Consider the following 16,662-nt stretch of genomic DNA (forward strand, 5'->3'; position numbering starts at 1 on the left):
CCCTTACGCATGCCGCTCGGGCGGCGGTACGAGGGTCAGCGCGCGGCGGTCCGGCGCAGGGCCTCGACCGAGCCGCCGCCGGTGTGCAGGGCGAGCGGGGAGAACTCGGCCACGGTGTCGCCGAGGCGCTGCGGACGGGAGTCCGAGCCCGGCCGCCGGCCGCCGCGGCCCTCGCCCAGCACCTGCCAGCCGCCGCGGGTCAGCGTGATGTACGCGCCGCAGCGCAGCCCGTGCAGGGTGCAGGCGTCCCGCAGCCCCCACATCCACGCCCCGTCCTCCTCGGTCCACCGCTCGTCGCCCTCGCGGCAGTAGAGCAGCACCGCCGTCCGTACCGGGGTGCGGCGCCGCAGGTCGTGCGGCAGGACGCGGCGCAGCCGGGACAGCAGGGCGTTGCGGTAGTCCCAGCCGTCGGCCGAGACCGACCGCTGCACGAAGGAGGCGCTCGCCACGAGCTGCTCCTCCGGGCCGAGCACGGCGATCACCGCGGTCGAGGGCACCGGGCTGTGCCGGGAATGCAGGCCGCTGACGATCTCGCGGGGATTGCGGAGCAGCGGAATGCCCGCGGCCGTCCACTCGGCCGGTTCCAGCAGCCGGCCGTGCCGGCTGCTGGAACCGGTGGTCGTCGCCAGGGACGTGGTCGAGGGCGGCGCATATCCGAAGGTCACGGTCCTCCCTTCGGGTACACGCCCGTCGACGGGCACGGCTGGAGTTGGGCGCGCCGCAGCGCGGCCCAGGAGAGTGCCGAGGAGCCGAGCGGGAGCACTCCAATTCTCGCGTGGCAGGCGAGCGTGCGGCAACGAGCAATTGATGGCGCCGACCGGAATTCGCCGGTATGCCGTTCATATCCTTGCCCCGCCACGCCGGTGACGACGCGCACGCGGCCGGTCCCGGGTGGAAGCCGTCCTCCGCCGTGCCCTGCTTCTCCCGCCGTCCCCTCCCGTCCCCGCCGTCCCCCGGGCCCGCCGGGCCGCTGGGGCACCGTAGGGCAGCGGTCGTCACGCAGGGTGAATTGGCCGATTGTCCGTGCCATCGGGTTGCATGGGGGCATGGACAACCTGGAGCTCCGCGCCGAAGCCGATGCCATCCTCGCTGAGCTGGTCGGTGCCCCGCGGGGCTCGGCGCGGTTGCGGGAGGACCAGTGGCAGGCGGTGGCCGCCCTGGTGGAGGACCACCGGCGCGCGCTGGTGGTGCAGCGCACCGGCTGGGGAAAGTCGGCGGTGTACTTCGTCGCGACCGCGCTGCTGCGCCGGCGGGGCGCGGGCCCGACGGTGATCGTCTCCCCGCTGCTGGCGCTGATGCGCAACCAGGTCGACGCGGCGGCGCGTGCCGGTATCCAGGCGCGCACGATCAACTCCGCCAACCCCGAGGAGTGGGACACCATCTACGGGGAGGTCGAGCGCGGCGAGACCGATGTCCTCCTCGTGAGCCCCGAGCGCCTCAACTCGGTGGACTTCCGCGAGCAGGTGCTGCCCAAGCTCGCGGCCACGACCGGCCTGCTGGTGGTCGACGAGGCGCACTGCATCTCCGACTGGGGCCACGACTTCCGCCCGGACTACCGCCGGCTGCGCTCGATGCTCGCCGATCTCGCCCCCGGAGTGCCGGTCCTGGCCACGACCGCGACGGCCAACGCGCGGGTCACGGCGGACGTGGCCGAGCAGCTGGGGACCGGGAGCGGGGGCGCGCTGGTGCTGCGCGGCCCGCTGGACCGGGAGAGCCTGCGGCTGGGCGTGCTCGTCCTGCCGGACGCCGCGCACCGGCTGGCCTGGCTGGGCGAACGGCTCGGGGACCTGCCCGGCTCGGGGATCATCTACACGCTGACGGTGGCGGCGGCCGAGGAGGTCGCGGCGTTCCTGCGCCAGCGCGGCTATCCGGTGGCGTCGTACACCGGGAAGACCGAGAACGCCGACCGGTTGCGGGCGGAGGAGGACCTGCTGGCGAACCGGGTGAAGGCGCTGGTGGCGACCTCCGCGCTGGGCATGGGCTTCGACAAGCCCGACCTCGGCTTCGTGGTGCACCTGGGGTCGCCCTCCTCCCCGATCGCCTACTACCAGCAGGTGGGGCGAGCCGGGCGCGGCGTGGACCACGCCGATGTGCTGCTGCTGCCGGGGCGGGAGGACGAGGCGATCTGGGCGTACTTCGCGTCGGTGGGCTTCCCGCCCGAGGAGCAGGTGCGGCGCACGCTGGCGGTGCTGGAACAGGCGGGGCGTCCGCTGTCGCTGCCCGCGCTGGAGCCGTTGGTGGACCTGCGGCGCTCGCGCCTGGAGACGATGCTGAAGGTCCTGGACGTGGACGGGGCGGTCAAACGCGTCAAGGGCGGCTGGACCGCCACCGGTCAGCCGTGGGAGTACGACGCCGAGCGGTACGCGTGGGTGGCCCGGCAGCGGGCGGCGGAGCAGCAGGCGATGCGGGACTACGTGGCGACCACGGGGTGCCGGATGGAGTTCCTGCAGCGGCAGCTCGACGACGAGAAGGCGGCCCCGTGCGGCCGCTGCGACTCCTGCGCCGGGCCCTGGCTGGATCCCGCCGTCTCGCCCGGCGCCCTCGCGGGCGCGGCGGGCGAGCTGGACCGGCCGGGCGTCGAGGTCGAGCCGCGCCGGATGTGGCCGACGGGGATGTCCGCGGTGGGGATCGACCTCAAGGGCCGCATCCCCGAGGGCCAGCAGGCGGCCGCCGGGCGCGCGCTGGGAAGGCTGTCGGACATCGGCTGGGGCAACCGGCTGCGCCCGCTGCTGTCGGAGCAGGCCGCGGACGGCCCGGTTCCGGAGGACGTCCTGGCCGCGGTGGTGACGGTCGTGGCCGACTGGGCACGCTCGCCGGGCGGCTGGTCCGCGGGCGGCCCCGACGCGATGGCCCGCCCGGTGGGAGTCGTCGCCATGCCCTCGCGCAGCCGCCCGCAGCTGGTGGCCTCCCTGGCCGGGGGGCTGGCCCGGATCGGCAGGCTGCCGCTGCTGGGCAGCCTGGCCTACACCGAGCAGGCCGGCGACCACGCGCCGCACCGCAGCAACTCCGCGCAGCGGCTGCGGGCCCTGGCCGCTTCCTTCACGGTGCCCGAGGAGCTCGCCGTCGCCCTGGCCGCCACCCCCGGTCCCGTCCTGCTCGTCGACGACTACACCGACTCGGGATGGACCCTGGCCGTGGGCGCACGCCTCCTCCGCGCGGCCGGAGCCGACCGGGTGCTGCCCCTGGTCCTCGCCCAGGCCGGCTAGGCCGTCTCTCATATAACCCAGTTCTCCTGACAGCGCGTTGCTGCCCTCTCGGCCTGTGGATGTTGAAGCGTCAATGGTTATCCACAGGGCTTTCGGGATGTGAACCTCCGCGGGACCGTCGTCTCATGACGAACGATCACACCTCACGCACCCCGTCCGACCGGCCTTCCCTCAGCCCGGCCGGGGCCGCCACCGACCCACAGATCACCCTGCGCAGCCCGGCCGAACTGGCCGACGCGCTGCCCTACATGCTCGGCTTCCACCCGACCGACTCCCTCGTCATGGTCGCGGTGCACGGCGAGGGCGGGCGCTTCGGCGGCCGCCTGCGCGTCGGCATTCCCGCCACCCCCGCCGAGTGGGAGGACACCGCCCGGCAGGTCGCCGACTGCCTCATCCGAGGCAGCGAACGACGCGAGGGCAAGCCCGACGGCATCGTCGTCTTCCTCTGCCAGGAGCCGCGCGGCGAGGAGAGCGGTCAGCGGGTGATGACCCGCCTGCGGCCGCTCGCCCAGCGGATCCGGCTGGCCTGCGGCGCACTGGACGTCCCCGTACTGGAGGCCCTGTGCCTGTCGGCGGGACGGTTCTGGTCCTACGTCTGCCCCGACGAGCGGTGCTGTCCGGCCGAGGGCAGCCGGCTGGCCGCCGTCGGCACCTCGGTGATGGCCGCGGCGGCCACCTTCGCCGGGCTCCAGGTCCGGGGCTCCCTCAAGGAGATCGAGAACAGGCTGGCGCCGCTGCGCGGGCCCGTGGCCGAGGAGGCGGAACGGGCCCTGGACCGGGCCGCCAACGCCCTGATGCCGAGGATCCTCGACGGGGCCACCCGCGAGGAGGTCGGCGCCGAGACCATCGCCCTGGCGCAGGCGCTGCTGAGGCGCCTGACCCTGGCCCCGCCCGTGGAAGGCGGTCCCCTCGCCGACGACTGGGACGACGCCCTCCTCGGCCACGACGAGGCGGCCTCGCTGATCCTCGGCCTCCAGGACCGCGAGATCCGGGACATCGCGGCCGAGTGGATGGAGGACGAGGAGGCGGCCCCCGCCCTGCGGCTCTGGCGGGCCCTCGCCCGGCGCTGTGTCGGGGCCTACGGCGAGCACGCCGCGGCCCCCCTCACCCTCGCCGGCTGGGTCTCCTGGTCCACCGGGGACGAGCCGACCGCCCGGATCGCCCTGGGCCTGGCCCTGCGGGCGGACGCCGACTACCGCTTCGCGCAGCTGCTCCACCACGCGTGCAACGAGGGGATCGACCCCGAGGGGCTGCGGCAGTGCCTGCGCGAGGAGCGGGCGCGCCGCCGGCCCCGGCGCGCGCGCTCCTCGGACGGCACCCGCCCGCCCGGCCGACGGGCCCGGACGGCGCCCCGCCGCGGGCCCCGCCGCACCGCGGGGAGCGAGCAGTGAACGCCCGCCGGCTCACGCACCGCACCCCGCGGCGGCCGCACTGCGGCGTCCCGGGCGTGACCCGGGCGGGGGTGGAGGCGTTCAGCTGGGGGGCGGTGGGTGCCCGGCCACGCCGCCGCCCCGCTGAACCGACCGGAGCGCAGACAAGGCGACGCATGTCTCACCCCGCACCTCCCCGCCCACCCGGCGTGCCCCACGCCCGCAGGACCGAACTGCCGCCCGTGCACGGAGCCGTCATCTGCGTCGCCGCGCCCTGCCTGGTCATCTCGCCGGAGCACGGCCAGTTGACGGGGCGGGGGATCGACGGGATCTACCGCTCCGGGCGCCGGCTGCTGTCGCGCTGCGTGCTGCGCGTCGGCGGCCGGGACCCGGTCTCCGTCCAGGGACGCAGCCTCGGCGCGGACCGGGCCGCCTTCACCGCGACGGTACGCACCGGTGCGGACCCCGGCCCCGACCCCGACATCGGTGTGGAACGCGTCCGCCACGCAGACGGCACCGAGCGGATCACCCTGCGCAGTTTCACGTCCCGGCCGGTACGCCTCCCGGTCGAGGTCCTCCTCGGCACCGACCTGGCCGAACTGGCCGCCGTGGCCGCCGGCCGGGCCGGGCCGGAGCTGCCCGCCGGGGTGCACGCCGCCGGACTGCGCTGGAGCACCGGCGAGGCCCAGGCCGTCACCGCCGCCGATCCGCCGCCGGACGACGCGCTCGCCTCGGCCGGGCTGCTGCGCTGGCAGCTCGAACTGGGCCCCGGCGAATCCCGCACCATCGAGCTGCGCACCACCCACGACCGCCCGGTGCGTGCCTTCGCCGGGCAGGCGGCGAACCCGCTGGCCGGCGCCCGGGCCGAGGGGGACGACCCGAGGGCCGAGGCGTGGTTCCGGACCAGTGTCGAGGACCTGGGCGCGCTGCTCCTGCGAGATCCGGAGCAGCCGGGCGACTCCTTCGCGGCGGCGGGGGCGCCCTGGCGCCTGGGCCTGGCCCCGGCCGAGTCGCTGTGGGCGGCCAGGATGGCGCTGCCGCTCGGCACCGCTCTCGCCGCGGCCACCCTGCGCGTCCTGGCCCGGACCCAGACCGGCGGGGGCGGGCCCGACACCGGGAAGATCCCCGGCCCGCTGCGCGGAGCGGGCCCGCAGCTCCCGCCGGGATGCACCGGCACCGAGGCGACCCTGGCCTTCCCGGCGGTGCTCGCCGAAGCCCGGCTCTGGGGGATGCCGGAAGAGGAGGTGGCCCTTCTGCTCCCGGCCGCCGAGCGGTGCCTCGACTGGCTGCGGGGCGCTTGGGGCGAGGACGGCTTCCTGGCCGACCCCGTCCCGGGTCCGCGGCGCTGCGAGACCCAGGCCCACGCCCACCGGGCCGCCGTCCTCGGCGCGGACCTCCTCGCCGCCTGCGGGCGGCCCGGCGCCGCCGAGTGGCGGGAGCGGGCGGCCGCGCTGCGGGAGCGGTTCCGGGCCCGCTTCTGGATCGACGGCCCGGACGGCGGCCGTCCCGCCGCGGCCCTGCACCCCGACGGACGGCCGCTGCCGCGGTTGACCGGCGCCGCCGCCCACCTGCTCGACACGGGACTGCTCGGAGGCGGCCGGCTCGCGCCGGGACTCCTGGACCGGGCCCGCACCGAGCAGCTGGCGAGGCTGCTCGGAGCCCCCGCCATGGATTGCGGATGGGGGCTGCGGAGCATGGCCGTCAAGGAGCCGGGACACAACCCGTACGGCCACCGCTCGGGCGCGGTGCGGGCGTACGAGAGCGCGGTGGCCGTGGCGGGCCTCGCGCAGGCGGGATTCGAGAAGGAGGCCGCGGGTCTGCTGCGGGGCCTGCTGGACGCGGCGGAGGCCTTCGGGTACCGGCTGCCGGAGATGTTCGCGGCCGAGCAGCGCACCGCCGGCAGCGCCCCGATCCCGCACCCGGCGGCCTGCCGCCCGGCCGCGGTGGCAGCGGTGGCCGGGGTCCACGCCCTGACCGCCCTCGCCGGGATCCGCCCCGACGCCCCCGCCGGCACGGTGGCCCTCGCCCCCCTCCCCGGCGCCCCCCTCGGCGCGCTGCGGCTCTCGGGGCTGCGCGTCTCGGGAGAGTCCTTCGCCGTCCGGATCAGCCGGCTCGGCCTCGGCATGGTGGAGGAGGCCGCGGATGCGCTCCAACTGGGCGGCTGACGGGTGCCTTGTGGATCAGGCCGGGCCGAGGCGCGGTGTCGGGCGCCGCGAGCCCGGCGCGATCACCGGGGCGACCCCTGGCGCCGTGACCGGACATGCTGGTCGGCGAGGGGGTGCCAGGCCGTGGAACGGTGTCTTCAAGGTCACCAAAGCGCTGTTTATCGTCAGGCAGACGACTATGATCGCGGCATGTCGCCCTACGACCCGTCGGCCTTCCCGCCCTTTGCCGTCACCGTCGACCTGGTCGCGCTCACCGTACGGCGCCACGCGCTCTGCGCGCTGGTCGTCAGACGGGGTGAGCAGCCGTTCCAGGGCCGCTGGGCGCTGCCCGGTGGATTCGTCCGCGGGGACGAGGACCTGGCGGCGGCCGCCGCCAGGGAGCTCGCCGAGGAGACCGGGCTGTGCGCCCACGACCCCGCCCTGCCGGGCGCGGGCACCGGGGCCCACCTCGAACAGCTGGCGACCTACGGCGATCCCCAGCGCGATCCGCGGATGCGTGTCGTCAGCGTGGCGCATCTGGTGCTGGCTCCGGACCTGCCGGCGCCGCGGGCCGGGGGAGACGCCAACAGTGCGCGCTGGGCCCCCGTCGACGAGCTGCTGGCCGCCGCCGACGAGGGCGCCGCGGGACTCGCCTTCGACCACGCGCAGATCCTCGCCGATGGCGTCGAGCGGGCCCGCTCGAAGATCGAGTACTCCTCACTGGCCACGGCCTTCTGCCCGCCCGAGTTCACCGTCGGCGAGCTGCGCCGGGTCTACGAGGCCGTCTGGGGAGTGGCCCTGGACCCGCGGAACTTCCACCGCAAGGTCACCGGCACCCCCGGGTTCCTGGTGCCGGCCGGGGGGACGACGACCCGTCAGGGCGGGCGTCCGGCCCAGCTGTTCCGCGCGGGCGGGGCGACCCTGCTCAATCCGCCGATGCTGCGTCCGGAAGTCTGACACCGCGCCACGCGCGCCCGCGCCGCACCCGGACCCGCCCCCGCCGCCGGACGTGACGGCGCGGTCGGTCTCCTGTCGGACCGGTTGCGCCGAAAATCGGACATATCGCGTTATCTTGCTTGCGGTACTCACCCTGCCGCAGAGCGGTCTCACCCCCCGCGAGAGAAGCGATGCTCCAGGCCATCGGAATCACCAGCAACCCCCGTCCCGACGCCCCGCCCGTGGTGGACGACCTCACCTTCGAGGCCCGCCCGGGCACCGTGACCGCCCTGCTCGGCGAGCCGGGATCGGGCAAGACCACCGCACTGCGGCTCATGCTCGAACTCGAACCGGGCCGAGGCGTCACCTACTTCCGCGGCCGCCCGCTGCACCGGATCCCGCACCCCGGCCGTGAGGTCGGCGTGGTCCTCGGCGACGTCCCCGGCAATCCGTCGCGAACCGTCCGCAACCAGCTGCGGATGCTCTGCGCCGCCGCCGGAGTGCCGGCCTCCCGGGCCGACACGATGATGGACGTCGTCGGCATCGGCGGCCTGCGGGACCAGCGGCTCGGCTCGCTGTCGCTCGGCATGGAACGCCGGGTCGCGCTCGCCTCCGCGCTGCTCGCCGATCCGTGCACCCTGCTCCTGGACGAGCCCGGCGCCGGACTGTCCCCGCGCGAACGGGCCTGGCTGCACGGGCTCCTGCGCGGCCACGCCTCCCTCGGCGGAGCGGTGCTGTTCACCACCGACGACGCCAAGGAGGCCGCCCGCAGCGCCGACCGCGTCATCAGCATCGAGGCGGGCCGGCTCGTCGCCGACCAGGACGCCGCGGAGTTCGCCCGGACCAGACTGCGGCCGCGGGTCGCGGTGCGCACCCCGCACGCGGCCCGGCTGGCCGACGTACTGGGCCGCGAGGCCCGCGCGGCGCAGCGCTCGGTGGAGATCGTCGAGGAGAGCGGCAGCCGCCTGTCGGTGTACGGCAGCAACTGCGCCGAGGTCGGCGAGGCGGCGTTCCGCCACGGCGTGCTGGTCCACCAGCTCGCCGACGAGACGGGTGACGCGGGCGCCCCGTCCGCGCCCGTCCCGCAGGCACGCGCTGCCGGGGGCCCGCCGGAGCGCGGCGAGGCCTCCGCCGGGGCCTCCGGCAGCCGCGCCCGCCGCGCCCGCTCCCGGCAGCCGGCCTCCGCCGTGCGCCGGGTGGGCGGGCCGCTCAGGCCGCTGCGCTACGAGCTGCTGCGGGTCTTCGGCACGGCCACCCCCGTCCTCACCGCCGCCCTCGTCGTCGCCGTCTCGGTCCTCACCGCCCTGGTGCTGGCCCGGGTGGGGCAGACCCCGCAGAACCGGCTGCTCGCCGCCTGGCCGCAGCTGCTGCCGCTGCCGCCCGCAGCCCTCGGCGCGGGACTGCTCGGCGCCCTGGCCTTCGGCGAGGAGTACCGCTACCCCGCGCTCGCCGCCGACCGCGGCACCGTGCCCCGCCGGATGGGGCTGCTCACCGCCAAGCTCGTCGTCTGCGCCGCCCTCGCCCTGCTGATGGGGGCCCTGGTCGTGGCGTCCGACGCCGCCGCGCTCGCCCTCGTCTTCGACAGCGGTCCGCTGCGCACCCCGGCGCAGTGGCTGGCGCCCGCCGTGAGCTGGGCCGGGCTGCTGATCGGCTGCGCCTGGGCCGGAGTCCTGGCCTCCGGGGTCTTCCGGTCCGCCACCGCGGGACTGGCCGCCGTGCTCGCCGTACCGGTGGCGGTGGTTCCGCTGGTGCGGCGGGTGCTGGAGGGCTCGTCCGCGTACCCGGTGACCGGTCTCGCGGCCCGGCTGCGCGGCCTGACCTGGGGGCAGTGGCCGCCGGAGGCGGACCGTCTGCTCGTGGGGGCGCTGCGGGTGATGGCCCAACCCGTCGGCACCGCACTGGTGTTGTCGCTGATGGTCCTGTTGTGCGCCTATGGGTTCACCGGACTGCGCAGCAGGGTCCGTTGGTGATCGTTCCGGTGCGGGAGTGGTCCCGGACGGGACCGTTGCGGTCCGTGTCGCGTGAAGCGGACCGCAACTCCCCGCAATAGGCCCGGTTCTTTACGATAAGTCGTCAATTGCGTAGGTGGCACCGATCACCCTTTCGTGTGCTTTTCACCAAAGACCTCAAGGGTCATCGAGGCACGGCCGACAAAGGATTCGTGAGTACCCTTGCGCACACCATGATGACCGCCGCCCGCCACGCCGACTCCGGCCTCGCCGGCCCGGGCGAACTCGACCGCTACCCCTACGCGGAGACCCCGGGGTCCGACCGCGTCGGAGCGCCCCGCTGGGACGGCGCCGACGTCGAGTTGAGCCGCGTCGGCCGCCGCGCGGCTGGCAGCCGCGGACGCGGACTGCACGGCCAACTCGTCCAGCAGCTCGGCCAGATGATCGTCTCCGGCGACCTCGGAGCGGACCGCCCGCTGGTCCCCGAGGAGATCGGCCAGCGCTTCGAGGTCTCCCGTACGGTCGTCCGCGAATCGCTGCGGGTCCTGGAGGCCAAGGGCCTCGTCAGCGCCCGCCCCAACGTCGGCACCCGCGTCCGCCCGGTCGCCGACTGGAACCTGCTCGATCCCGACATCATCGAGTGGCGCGCCTTCGGCCCCCAGCGCGACGACCAGCGCCGCGAGCTCGGCGAGCTCCGCTGGACCATCGAACCCCTCGCCGCCCGCCTCGCCGCCGGCCACGGCCGGCCGGACATCCAGCAGCGCCTCGCCGACATGGTCGAGATCATGGGCCACGCCCTCGGTCAGGGCGACTCGATCACCTTCGCCCGCGCCGACAACGAGTTCCACGCGCTCCTCATCCAGGTCGCCGGCAACCGCATGCTGGAGCACCTCTCCGGCATCGTCTCCGCCGCCCTCCAGGTCTCCGGCAGCCCGATCACGGCCTGCGACCGCCCGAGCGAGACCTGCGTCGCGCACCACGCGCGGATGGTCGAGGCCATCGCCGCGGGTGACGCGGTGGGCGCCGAGAACGCGATGCGTCAGCTCCTGACCGTTCATCCGGAGGTCGAGCGCGTGGTTCCCGCCCCGCGCGAGCACTGACGGTCGGATGCGCGGGGGAGTGGGGGTGTACGACGTGTCGCCGGGCCCGGTCGGGTCCGGCGACACCCGTATGGAGGCCCCAGCAGACCCTGGGGAGGGCTCGGACGCCCGCATATGACCCTATGAGCGGCGTTCGTGCATACGGGGTGTGACTCGGGACACCAAGATTGGGCGTAACGCTACGCGAGGTCACGCGATGACCTAAGAGGTGATGGCCGACGGAGGGAAGACAGCAGCCCTTGGGGATGCTGTGCAGCTCCCCGGCCCCTGCCCGCGCCGCCGGCCCATCCCCGGTCGGAGGTCGTCGGCTCCGGTCCAGCACCACCAGGCCCGGGGTCGGAAGCCGTTTCCATCGTTCCGAGAGGTTGTTCGTGTCGGCCAGCACATCCCGTACGCTCCCGCCGGAGATCGCCGATTCCGAGTCTGTGATGGCGCTCATCGAGCGGGGCAAGGCCGAGGGGCAGATCGCCGGCGATGACGTGCGTCGGGCCTTCGAGGCTGACCAGATTCCTGCGACCCAGTGGAAGAATGTTCTGCGCAGCCTCAACCAGATCCTCGAGGAAGAGGGTGTGACGCTGATGGTCAGTGCCGCGGAGTCGCCCAAGCGCACCCCCCGCAAGAGCGTCGCAGCGAAGAGCCCGGCCAAGCGGACGGCCACCGAGCCCGTCGCCAAGAAGACGGCGGCGAAGACGACGGCAGCGAGCACCCCGGCCGCCCCCGCGGCCCCGGCGGCCGAGACGGCGGACGCGCAGACCCCGGACGCCCTGGCGCAGGATCCCGGAACCGAGCCCCCGGCCAAGAAGGCGGCGGCGAAGAAGACCGCTGCCAAGAAGGCCGCGCCCGCCAAGAAGGCGGCTGCCAAGAAGACCGCCGCCAAGAAGACCGCCGCCAAGAAGGACGCCGACGAGGCAGGGGACGACGAGACCCGCGACGAGGGTCCCGACGCCGTCAAGGCCGAGGCCGACGAAGAGGAGGAGGGCGGCGAGAACAAGGGCTTCGTCATCTCCGACGACGAGGACGACGCCCCCGCCCAGCAGGTCGTGGTGGCCGGAGCCACGGCCGACCCGGTCAAGGACTACCTCAAGCAGATCGGCAAGGTCCCCCTCCTCAACGCGGAGCAGGAGGTCGAGCTCGCCAAGCGCATCGAGGCGGGTCTGTTCGGCGAGGACAAGCTGGCGAACTCCGACAAGCTGGCGCCCAAGCTCAAGCGCGAGCTGGAGATCATTGCCGAGGACGGCCGCCGCGCGAAGAACCACCTGCTGGAGGCCAACCTCCGCCTCGTGGTCTCCCTCGCCAAGCGCTACACCGGCCGCGGCATGCTCTTCCTGGACCTGATCCAGGAGGGCAACCTGGGCCTGATCCGCGCGGTCGAGAAGTTCGACTACACCAAGGGCTACAAGTTCTCCACGTACGCGACGTGGTGGATCCGCCAGGCGATCACCCGCGCGATGGCCGACCAGGCCCGCACGATCCGCATCCCGGTGCACATGGTCGAGGTCATCAACAAGCTCGCCCGCGTGCAGCGCCAGATGCTCCAGGACCTGGGCCGCGAGCCCACCCCGGAGGAGCTGGCCAAGGAACTGGACATGACCCCCGAGAAGGTCATCGAGGTCCAGAAGTACGGCCGCGAGCCGATCTCCCTGCACACGCCGCTCGGCGAGGACGGCGACAGCGAGTTCGGCGACCTCATCGAGGACTCCGAGGCCGTCGTCCCGGCCGACGCCGTGAGCTTCACGCTCCTGCAGGAGCAGCTCCACTCGGTGCTCGACACTCTGAGCGAGCGCGAGGCCGGCGTGGTCTCCATGCGCTTCGGCCTCACGGACGGCCAGCCCAAGACCCTCGACGAGATCGGCAAGGTCTACGGGGTCACGCGCGAGCGGATCCGCCAGATCGAGTCGAAGACGATGTCGAAGCTGCGCCACCCCTCCCGCTCCCAGGTGCTGCGCGACTACCTGGACTGACCGGGAGGGCGGCCGGGGGCCGCACGCCGGTGGCCGCGCGGGTGCGCTCGGCCACCGGGCATCCCACTCTGGGTGGAGTCATGCACACTCGGAGTCAGGAGGCCTCATGCGTCGTCCCTTTGCCCGTGCCCTGGCGGGCGCGCTGACCGTGGCGGCGGGAGCGGCCGCGGCCCCGCTCGCCCAGGTGCCGCAGGCGGCCGCGGACAGCGTGGTGATCGGCGGGAAGCCGGTCCAGGTGGCCGACAGTCCCTGGGTCGTGGCACTGGCCAGCCGTGACCGGTTCGGGGGTACGCGGGCCGGGCAGTTCTGCGGGGGCGTGATCGTCGCCCCGACCAAGGTCCTGACCGCGGCGCACTGCCTGGGCCGCGAGGTGCTGGGCGGCCCGGTCGAGTCCGTGAGCGACTTCCGGGTGATCGCAGGCCGTACGGAGCTGCATACGACCGAGGGCCAGGAGATCGCGGTGCGCGGGGCCCGGGTGAACCCGGCGTACGACCCGCAGAGCAACGCCGGGGACCTCGCCGTACTGGAGCTGGCCGAGCCCGTGCCCGCCCACTACGTGCTGCCCCTCGCGCAAACGGGGCACCCCGCCTACGAGGTGGGGACCGAGGGGGCCGTATACGGCTGGGGCGACACCAGCGGCTTCGGCGACTACGCGTACGGCCTGCGCGCCGCGCGGGTGACGCTCCTGGCGGACGAGGTCTGCGCGCGCGCCTACCCGGGGGACTCCGACGGACAGTACCGGGCCGATTCCATGGTGTGCGCGGGGGACGCCGCAGGCGGCAGGGACGCCTGCCAGGGCGACAGCGGAGGGCCGCTGGTGGCCCAGGGGCGGCTCATCGGGCTGGTCTCGTGGGGGCGGGGCTGCGGGCGCGCCGACAGCCCCGGTGTGTACACGCGCATCGCCCCGCTGACCGACTTCGTGACGGCCCCGGAGAGGGACGCGCGCTCGGGCGGGGTTCAGGAGGCCGCATCGGAGGCCCCGAGGGCCTCCGGGTCCGGTACAGGGCCCTTGGAGGGGCATCTCTCGGAATAGATCGGGATGCAGCGGATGTGAGGACGGGCGGCACCCCTGGGTCTCAGGGGTGCCGCCCGTCGACCGGCCTGGCCGGTCCTGGCTCGTCGGATGCGAGGTGCAGGCCTGTGTCAGCGGTCCTCGGGTTCGGCATGGGCAGCCGGAGCGGACGTGAGCCGCTCGGTCTCATCCTGTATTTCCGCGGCGATCTTCTTGAGTTCCGGCTCGAACTTGCGTCCGTGGTGGGCGCAGAAGAGCAGTTCACCGCCGCTCAGCAGGACGACGCGCAGATATGCCTGGGCGCCGCAACGGTCGCATCGGTCAGCGGCCGTCAGCGGGGTCGCGGGTGTCAGAACAGTAGTCACGTCGCCTCTTCTCTAGCTCGACGAGCTGTCGTACCAGGGTCAACATCCAACCAGGCCGAAAACGTTCCCGCTCGCGGCTTTTCCTCGAAACTTCCTTCCGAAGCTGGCCGGCTGTTGCCGGTTGGCGGCGAAGGAGCCGTATTGCGTTGCTTTACGGTTTCGCGTTGTCAGTCCGTGTGCTTGTTGCAGTTCCATCCTCCCCGGCGAGAGTGCCAGGTTGTTCATGAGGACGTGCCCGAACCCTAAATGGTTCATGCGCGGAAGGGAACGTGATGTTTCCTTCACTCCTCCGGGGGATCGAACACCCGTACGGATCTGGTCTAGGCTGAGGATCACGCGAGGGTGGCGTTGCATGGGCTCTACCTGGCCTCGGTACCCTTCGAGCGGCAGCCGAGCCACCCCTGCGCCCCAGCGGGCCAGAAAAGAAATTCAGCGAGGAGCGAACTGCGTGACCGCCGACACGTCCGTGCCTTCCAGCGCGCTGCTGTCCGGAGCAGACCGGGACGGTTCCAACTACACCGCGCGGCACCTGCTCGTCCTCGAAGGGCTGGAGGCCGTCCGCAAGCGCCCCGGCATGTATATCGGCTCCACCGACAGCCGGGGCCTGATGCACTGCCTCTGGGAGATCATCGACAATTCCGTCGACGAGGCCCTGGGCGGCTACTGCGACCACATCGAGGTGATCCTCCACGAGGACGCCTCGGTCGAGGTCCGGGACAACGGCCGCGGCATCCCCGTGGACGTCGAGCCCAAGACCGGCCTGTCCGGCGTCGAGGTCGTCATGACCAAGCTCCACGCCGGCGGAAAGTTCGGCGGTGGCTCCTACGCGGCCTCCGGCGGCCTGCACGGCGTCGGCGCCTCCGTGGTCAATGCCCTCTCCGCCCGTCTCGATGTCGAGGTCGACCGGGGCAGCTCCACCCACGCGATCAGCTTCCGCCGCGGCACCCCCGGCATGTTCACCGAACAGGGCCCCGACAGCCCCTTCGACCCCGCCAACGGCCTGCGCAAGATCAAGCGGGTCCCCAAGGGCCGCACCGGCACCCGCATCCGCTACTGGGCGGACCGCCAGATCTTCCTCAAGGACGCCCGGCTCAATCTGGAGACGCTCTACCAGCGCGCCCGCCAGACCGCCTTCCTCGTCCCCGGGCTGACCCTGGTCGTCCGCGACGAGCGGGGCATCGACGGGGCCGGCAAGACGGAGGAGCTCTTCCGCTTCGACGGCGGCATCAGCGAGTTCTGCGAGTACCTCGCCCAGGACAAGGCCGTCTGCGACGTGCTGCGCCTGACCGGCACGGGCACCTTCAAGGAGACCGTCCCGGTCCTCGACGACCGCGGCCACATGACCCCCACCGAGGTCACCCGTGAGCTCGGCGTGGACATCGCCCTGCGCTGGGGCACGGGCTACGAGACCAACGTCAAGTCCTTCGTGAACATCATCGCCACCCCCAAGGGCGGCACCCACGTCTCCGGCTTCGAGCGCTCGATCACCAAGACCGTGAACGAGGCGCTGCGCTCGGCGAAGCTGCTGCGCGTCGCCGAGGACGACGTGGTCAAGGACGACGCGATGGAGGGCCTGACCGCCGTCGTCACGGTCCGCCTCGCGGAGCCGCAGTTCGAGGGTCAGACCAAGGAGGTCCTCGGCACCTCCGCGGCCAACCGGATCGTCGCCGCCGTGGTCGCCAAGGAGCTCAAGGCCTTCCTGACCTCTACCAAGCGCGACGACAAGCAGCAGGCCCGCGCCGTGATGGAGAAGGTCGTCGCGGCCGCCCGGACCAGGATCGCCGCCCGTCAGCACAAGGAGGCGCAGCGCCGCAAGACTGCGCTGGAGACCTCCTCGCTCCCCGCCAAGCTGGCCGACTGCCGCAGCGACGACGTGGACCGCAGCGAGCTCTTCATCGTCGAGGGTGACTCCGCCCTCGGCACCGCGAAGCTCGCCCGCAATTCGGAGTTCCAGGCGCTCCTGCCCATCCGCGGCAAGATCCTCAACGTCCAGAAGTCCTCCATCTCGGACATGCTCAAGAACGCCGAGTGCGGGGCGATCATCCAGGTCATAGGAGCCGGCTCGGGCCGGACCTTCGACATCGACGCCGCCCGGTACGGCAAGATCGTGCTCCTCGTCGACGCCGACGTCGACGGCGCGCACATCCGCTGCCTGCTGCTCACCCTCTTCCAGCGGTACATGCGGCCGATGGTCGAGGCCGGCCGGGTCTTCGCGGCCGTACCGCCGCTGCACCGGATCGAGCTGGTCCAGCCCAAGAAGGGCCAGGACAAGTACGTGTACACGTATTCGGACAACGAGCTGCGCCAGACCCTGTTGGAGTACCAGCGCAAGAACATCCGGTACAAGGACGCGATCCAGCGCTACAAGGGCCTCGGCGAGATGGACGCGGACCAGCTGGCGGAGACCACCATGGACCCCCGCTTCCGTACGCTGCGCCGGATCAACATCGGCGACCTGGAGTCGGCCGAGCAGGTCTTCGACCTGCTCATGGGCAATGAGGTGGCCCCGCGCAAGGAGTTCATCACGAGCTCCGCGGCGACCTTGGACCGCTCGCGCATCGACGCCTGACACCGGGCGGTGCCGGCGGGCACGGCCGGCGGCCCTCGGCGGCCGCCCGG

11 protein-coding genes are annotated in these 16,662 nt (G+C 73.4%); 9 read left to right on the forward strand and 2 right to left on the reverse strand.

Features of this window, described 5'->3' with window-relative positions; all coding sequences use genetic code 11:
* Positions 1 to 35: 35 nt before the first annotated feature.
* The gene (locus ACF059_RS08445) at positions 36 to 665 is read right to left on the reverse strand and encodes a hypothetical protein (RefSeq protein WP_392053303.1); all 630 of its coding nucleotides are present in this window, start codon (positions 663 to 665) and stop codon (positions 36 to 38) included.
* Positions 666 to 1,046: 381 nt separating this feature from the next.
* Between ACF059_RS08445 and ACF059_RS08450 the strand changes: the two genes are divergently transcribed.
* The 8 genes from ACF059_RS08450 to ACF059_RS08485 all read left to right on the forward strand — a co-directional run bounded on the left by ACF059_RS08450 (position 1,047) and on the right by ACF059_RS08485 (position 13,699).
* Positions 1,047 to 3,206 carry a DEAD/DEAH box helicase gene (locus ACF059_RS08450; RefSeq protein ID WP_392053306.1) on the forward strand — a complete coding sequence of 720 codons (2,160 nt, stop codon included), beginning with the start codon at positions 1,047 to 1,049 and terminating at the stop codon, positions 3,204 to 3,206.
* Positions 3,207 to 3,331: 125 nt separating this feature from the next.
* A complete protein-coding gene (locus ACF059_RS08455; protein ID WP_392053309.1) occupies positions 3,332 to 4,597 on the forward strand; it encodes a DUF4192 domain-containing protein in 1,266 nt (421 codons plus the stop codon).
* 155 nt (positions 4,598 to 4,752) lie between these two features.
* On the forward strand, positions 4,753 to 6,741 hold the full coding sequence (locus ACF059_RS08460) for a glycogen debranching N-terminal domain-containing protein (protein WP_392053312.1): 1,989 nt from the start codon (positions 4,753 to 4,755) through the stop codon (positions 6,739 to 6,741).
* A 189-nt stretch (positions 6,742 to 6,930) separates the two neighbouring features.
* On the forward strand, positions 6,931 to 7,677 hold the full coding sequence (locus ACF059_RS08465) for an NUDIX domain-containing protein (protein WP_392053315.1): 747 nt from the start codon (positions 6,931 to 6,933) through the stop codon (positions 7,675 to 7,677).
* A 170-nt stretch (positions 7,678 to 7,847) separates the two neighbouring features.
* Positions 7,848 to 9,626 carry an ATP-binding cassette domain-containing protein gene (locus ACF059_RS08470; protein ID WP_392053318.1) on the forward strand — a complete coding sequence of 593 codons (1,779 nt, stop codon included), beginning with the start codon at positions 7,848 to 7,850 and terminating at the stop codon, positions 9,624 to 9,626.
* 191 nt (positions 9,627 to 9,817) lie between these two features.
* Positions 9,818 to 10,705: a FadR/GntR family transcriptional regulator gene (locus tag ACF059_RS08475; RefSeq protein WP_361943090.1), complete on the forward strand. Its 888-nt coding sequence runs from the start codon at positions 9,818 to 9,820 to the stop codon at positions 10,703 to 10,705.
* Positions 10,706 to 11,070: 365 nt separating this feature from the next.
* A complete protein-coding gene (locus ACF059_RS08480; protein ID WP_392053321.1) occupies positions 11,071 to 12,666 on the forward strand; it encodes an RNA polymerase sigma factor in 1,596 nt (531 codons plus the stop codon).
* A 106-nt stretch (positions 12,667 to 12,772) separates the two neighbouring features.
* Positions 12,773 to 13,699 carry a serine protease gene (locus ACF059_RS08485; protein ID WP_392053324.1) on the forward strand — a complete coding sequence of 309 codons (927 nt, stop codon included), beginning with the start codon at positions 12,773 to 12,775 and terminating at the stop codon, positions 13,697 to 13,699.
* A gap of 110 nt (positions 13,700 to 13,809) precedes the next feature.
* On the opposite strand, the gene ACF059_RS08490 is transcribed toward ACF059_RS08485, so the two are convergent.
* Positions 13,810 to 14,043 carry a hypothetical protein gene (locus ACF059_RS08490; RefSeq protein WP_030028922.1) on the reverse strand — a complete coding sequence of 78 codons (234 nt, stop codon included), beginning with the start codon at positions 14,041 to 14,043 and terminating at the stop codon, positions 13,810 to 13,812.
* A 448-nt stretch (positions 14,044 to 14,491) separates the two neighbouring features.
* Here ACF059_RS08490 and ACF059_RS08495 point away from each other — a divergent pair, with 448 nt between their 5' ends.
* Positions 14,492 to 16,612, forward strand: coding sequence for a DNA topoisomerase IV subunit B (locus ACF059_RS08495; RefSeq protein ID WP_360892456.1), 2,121 nt, complete (start codon positions 14,492 to 14,494; stop codon positions 16,610 to 16,612).
* Positions 16,613 to 16,662 lie beyond the last annotated feature (50 nt).

The organism is Streptomyces sp. NPDC016562, from assembly GCF_043076955.1.
Taxonomy (GTDB): domain Bacteria; phylum Actinomycetota; class Actinomycetes; order Streptomycetales; family Streptomycetaceae; genus Streptomyces.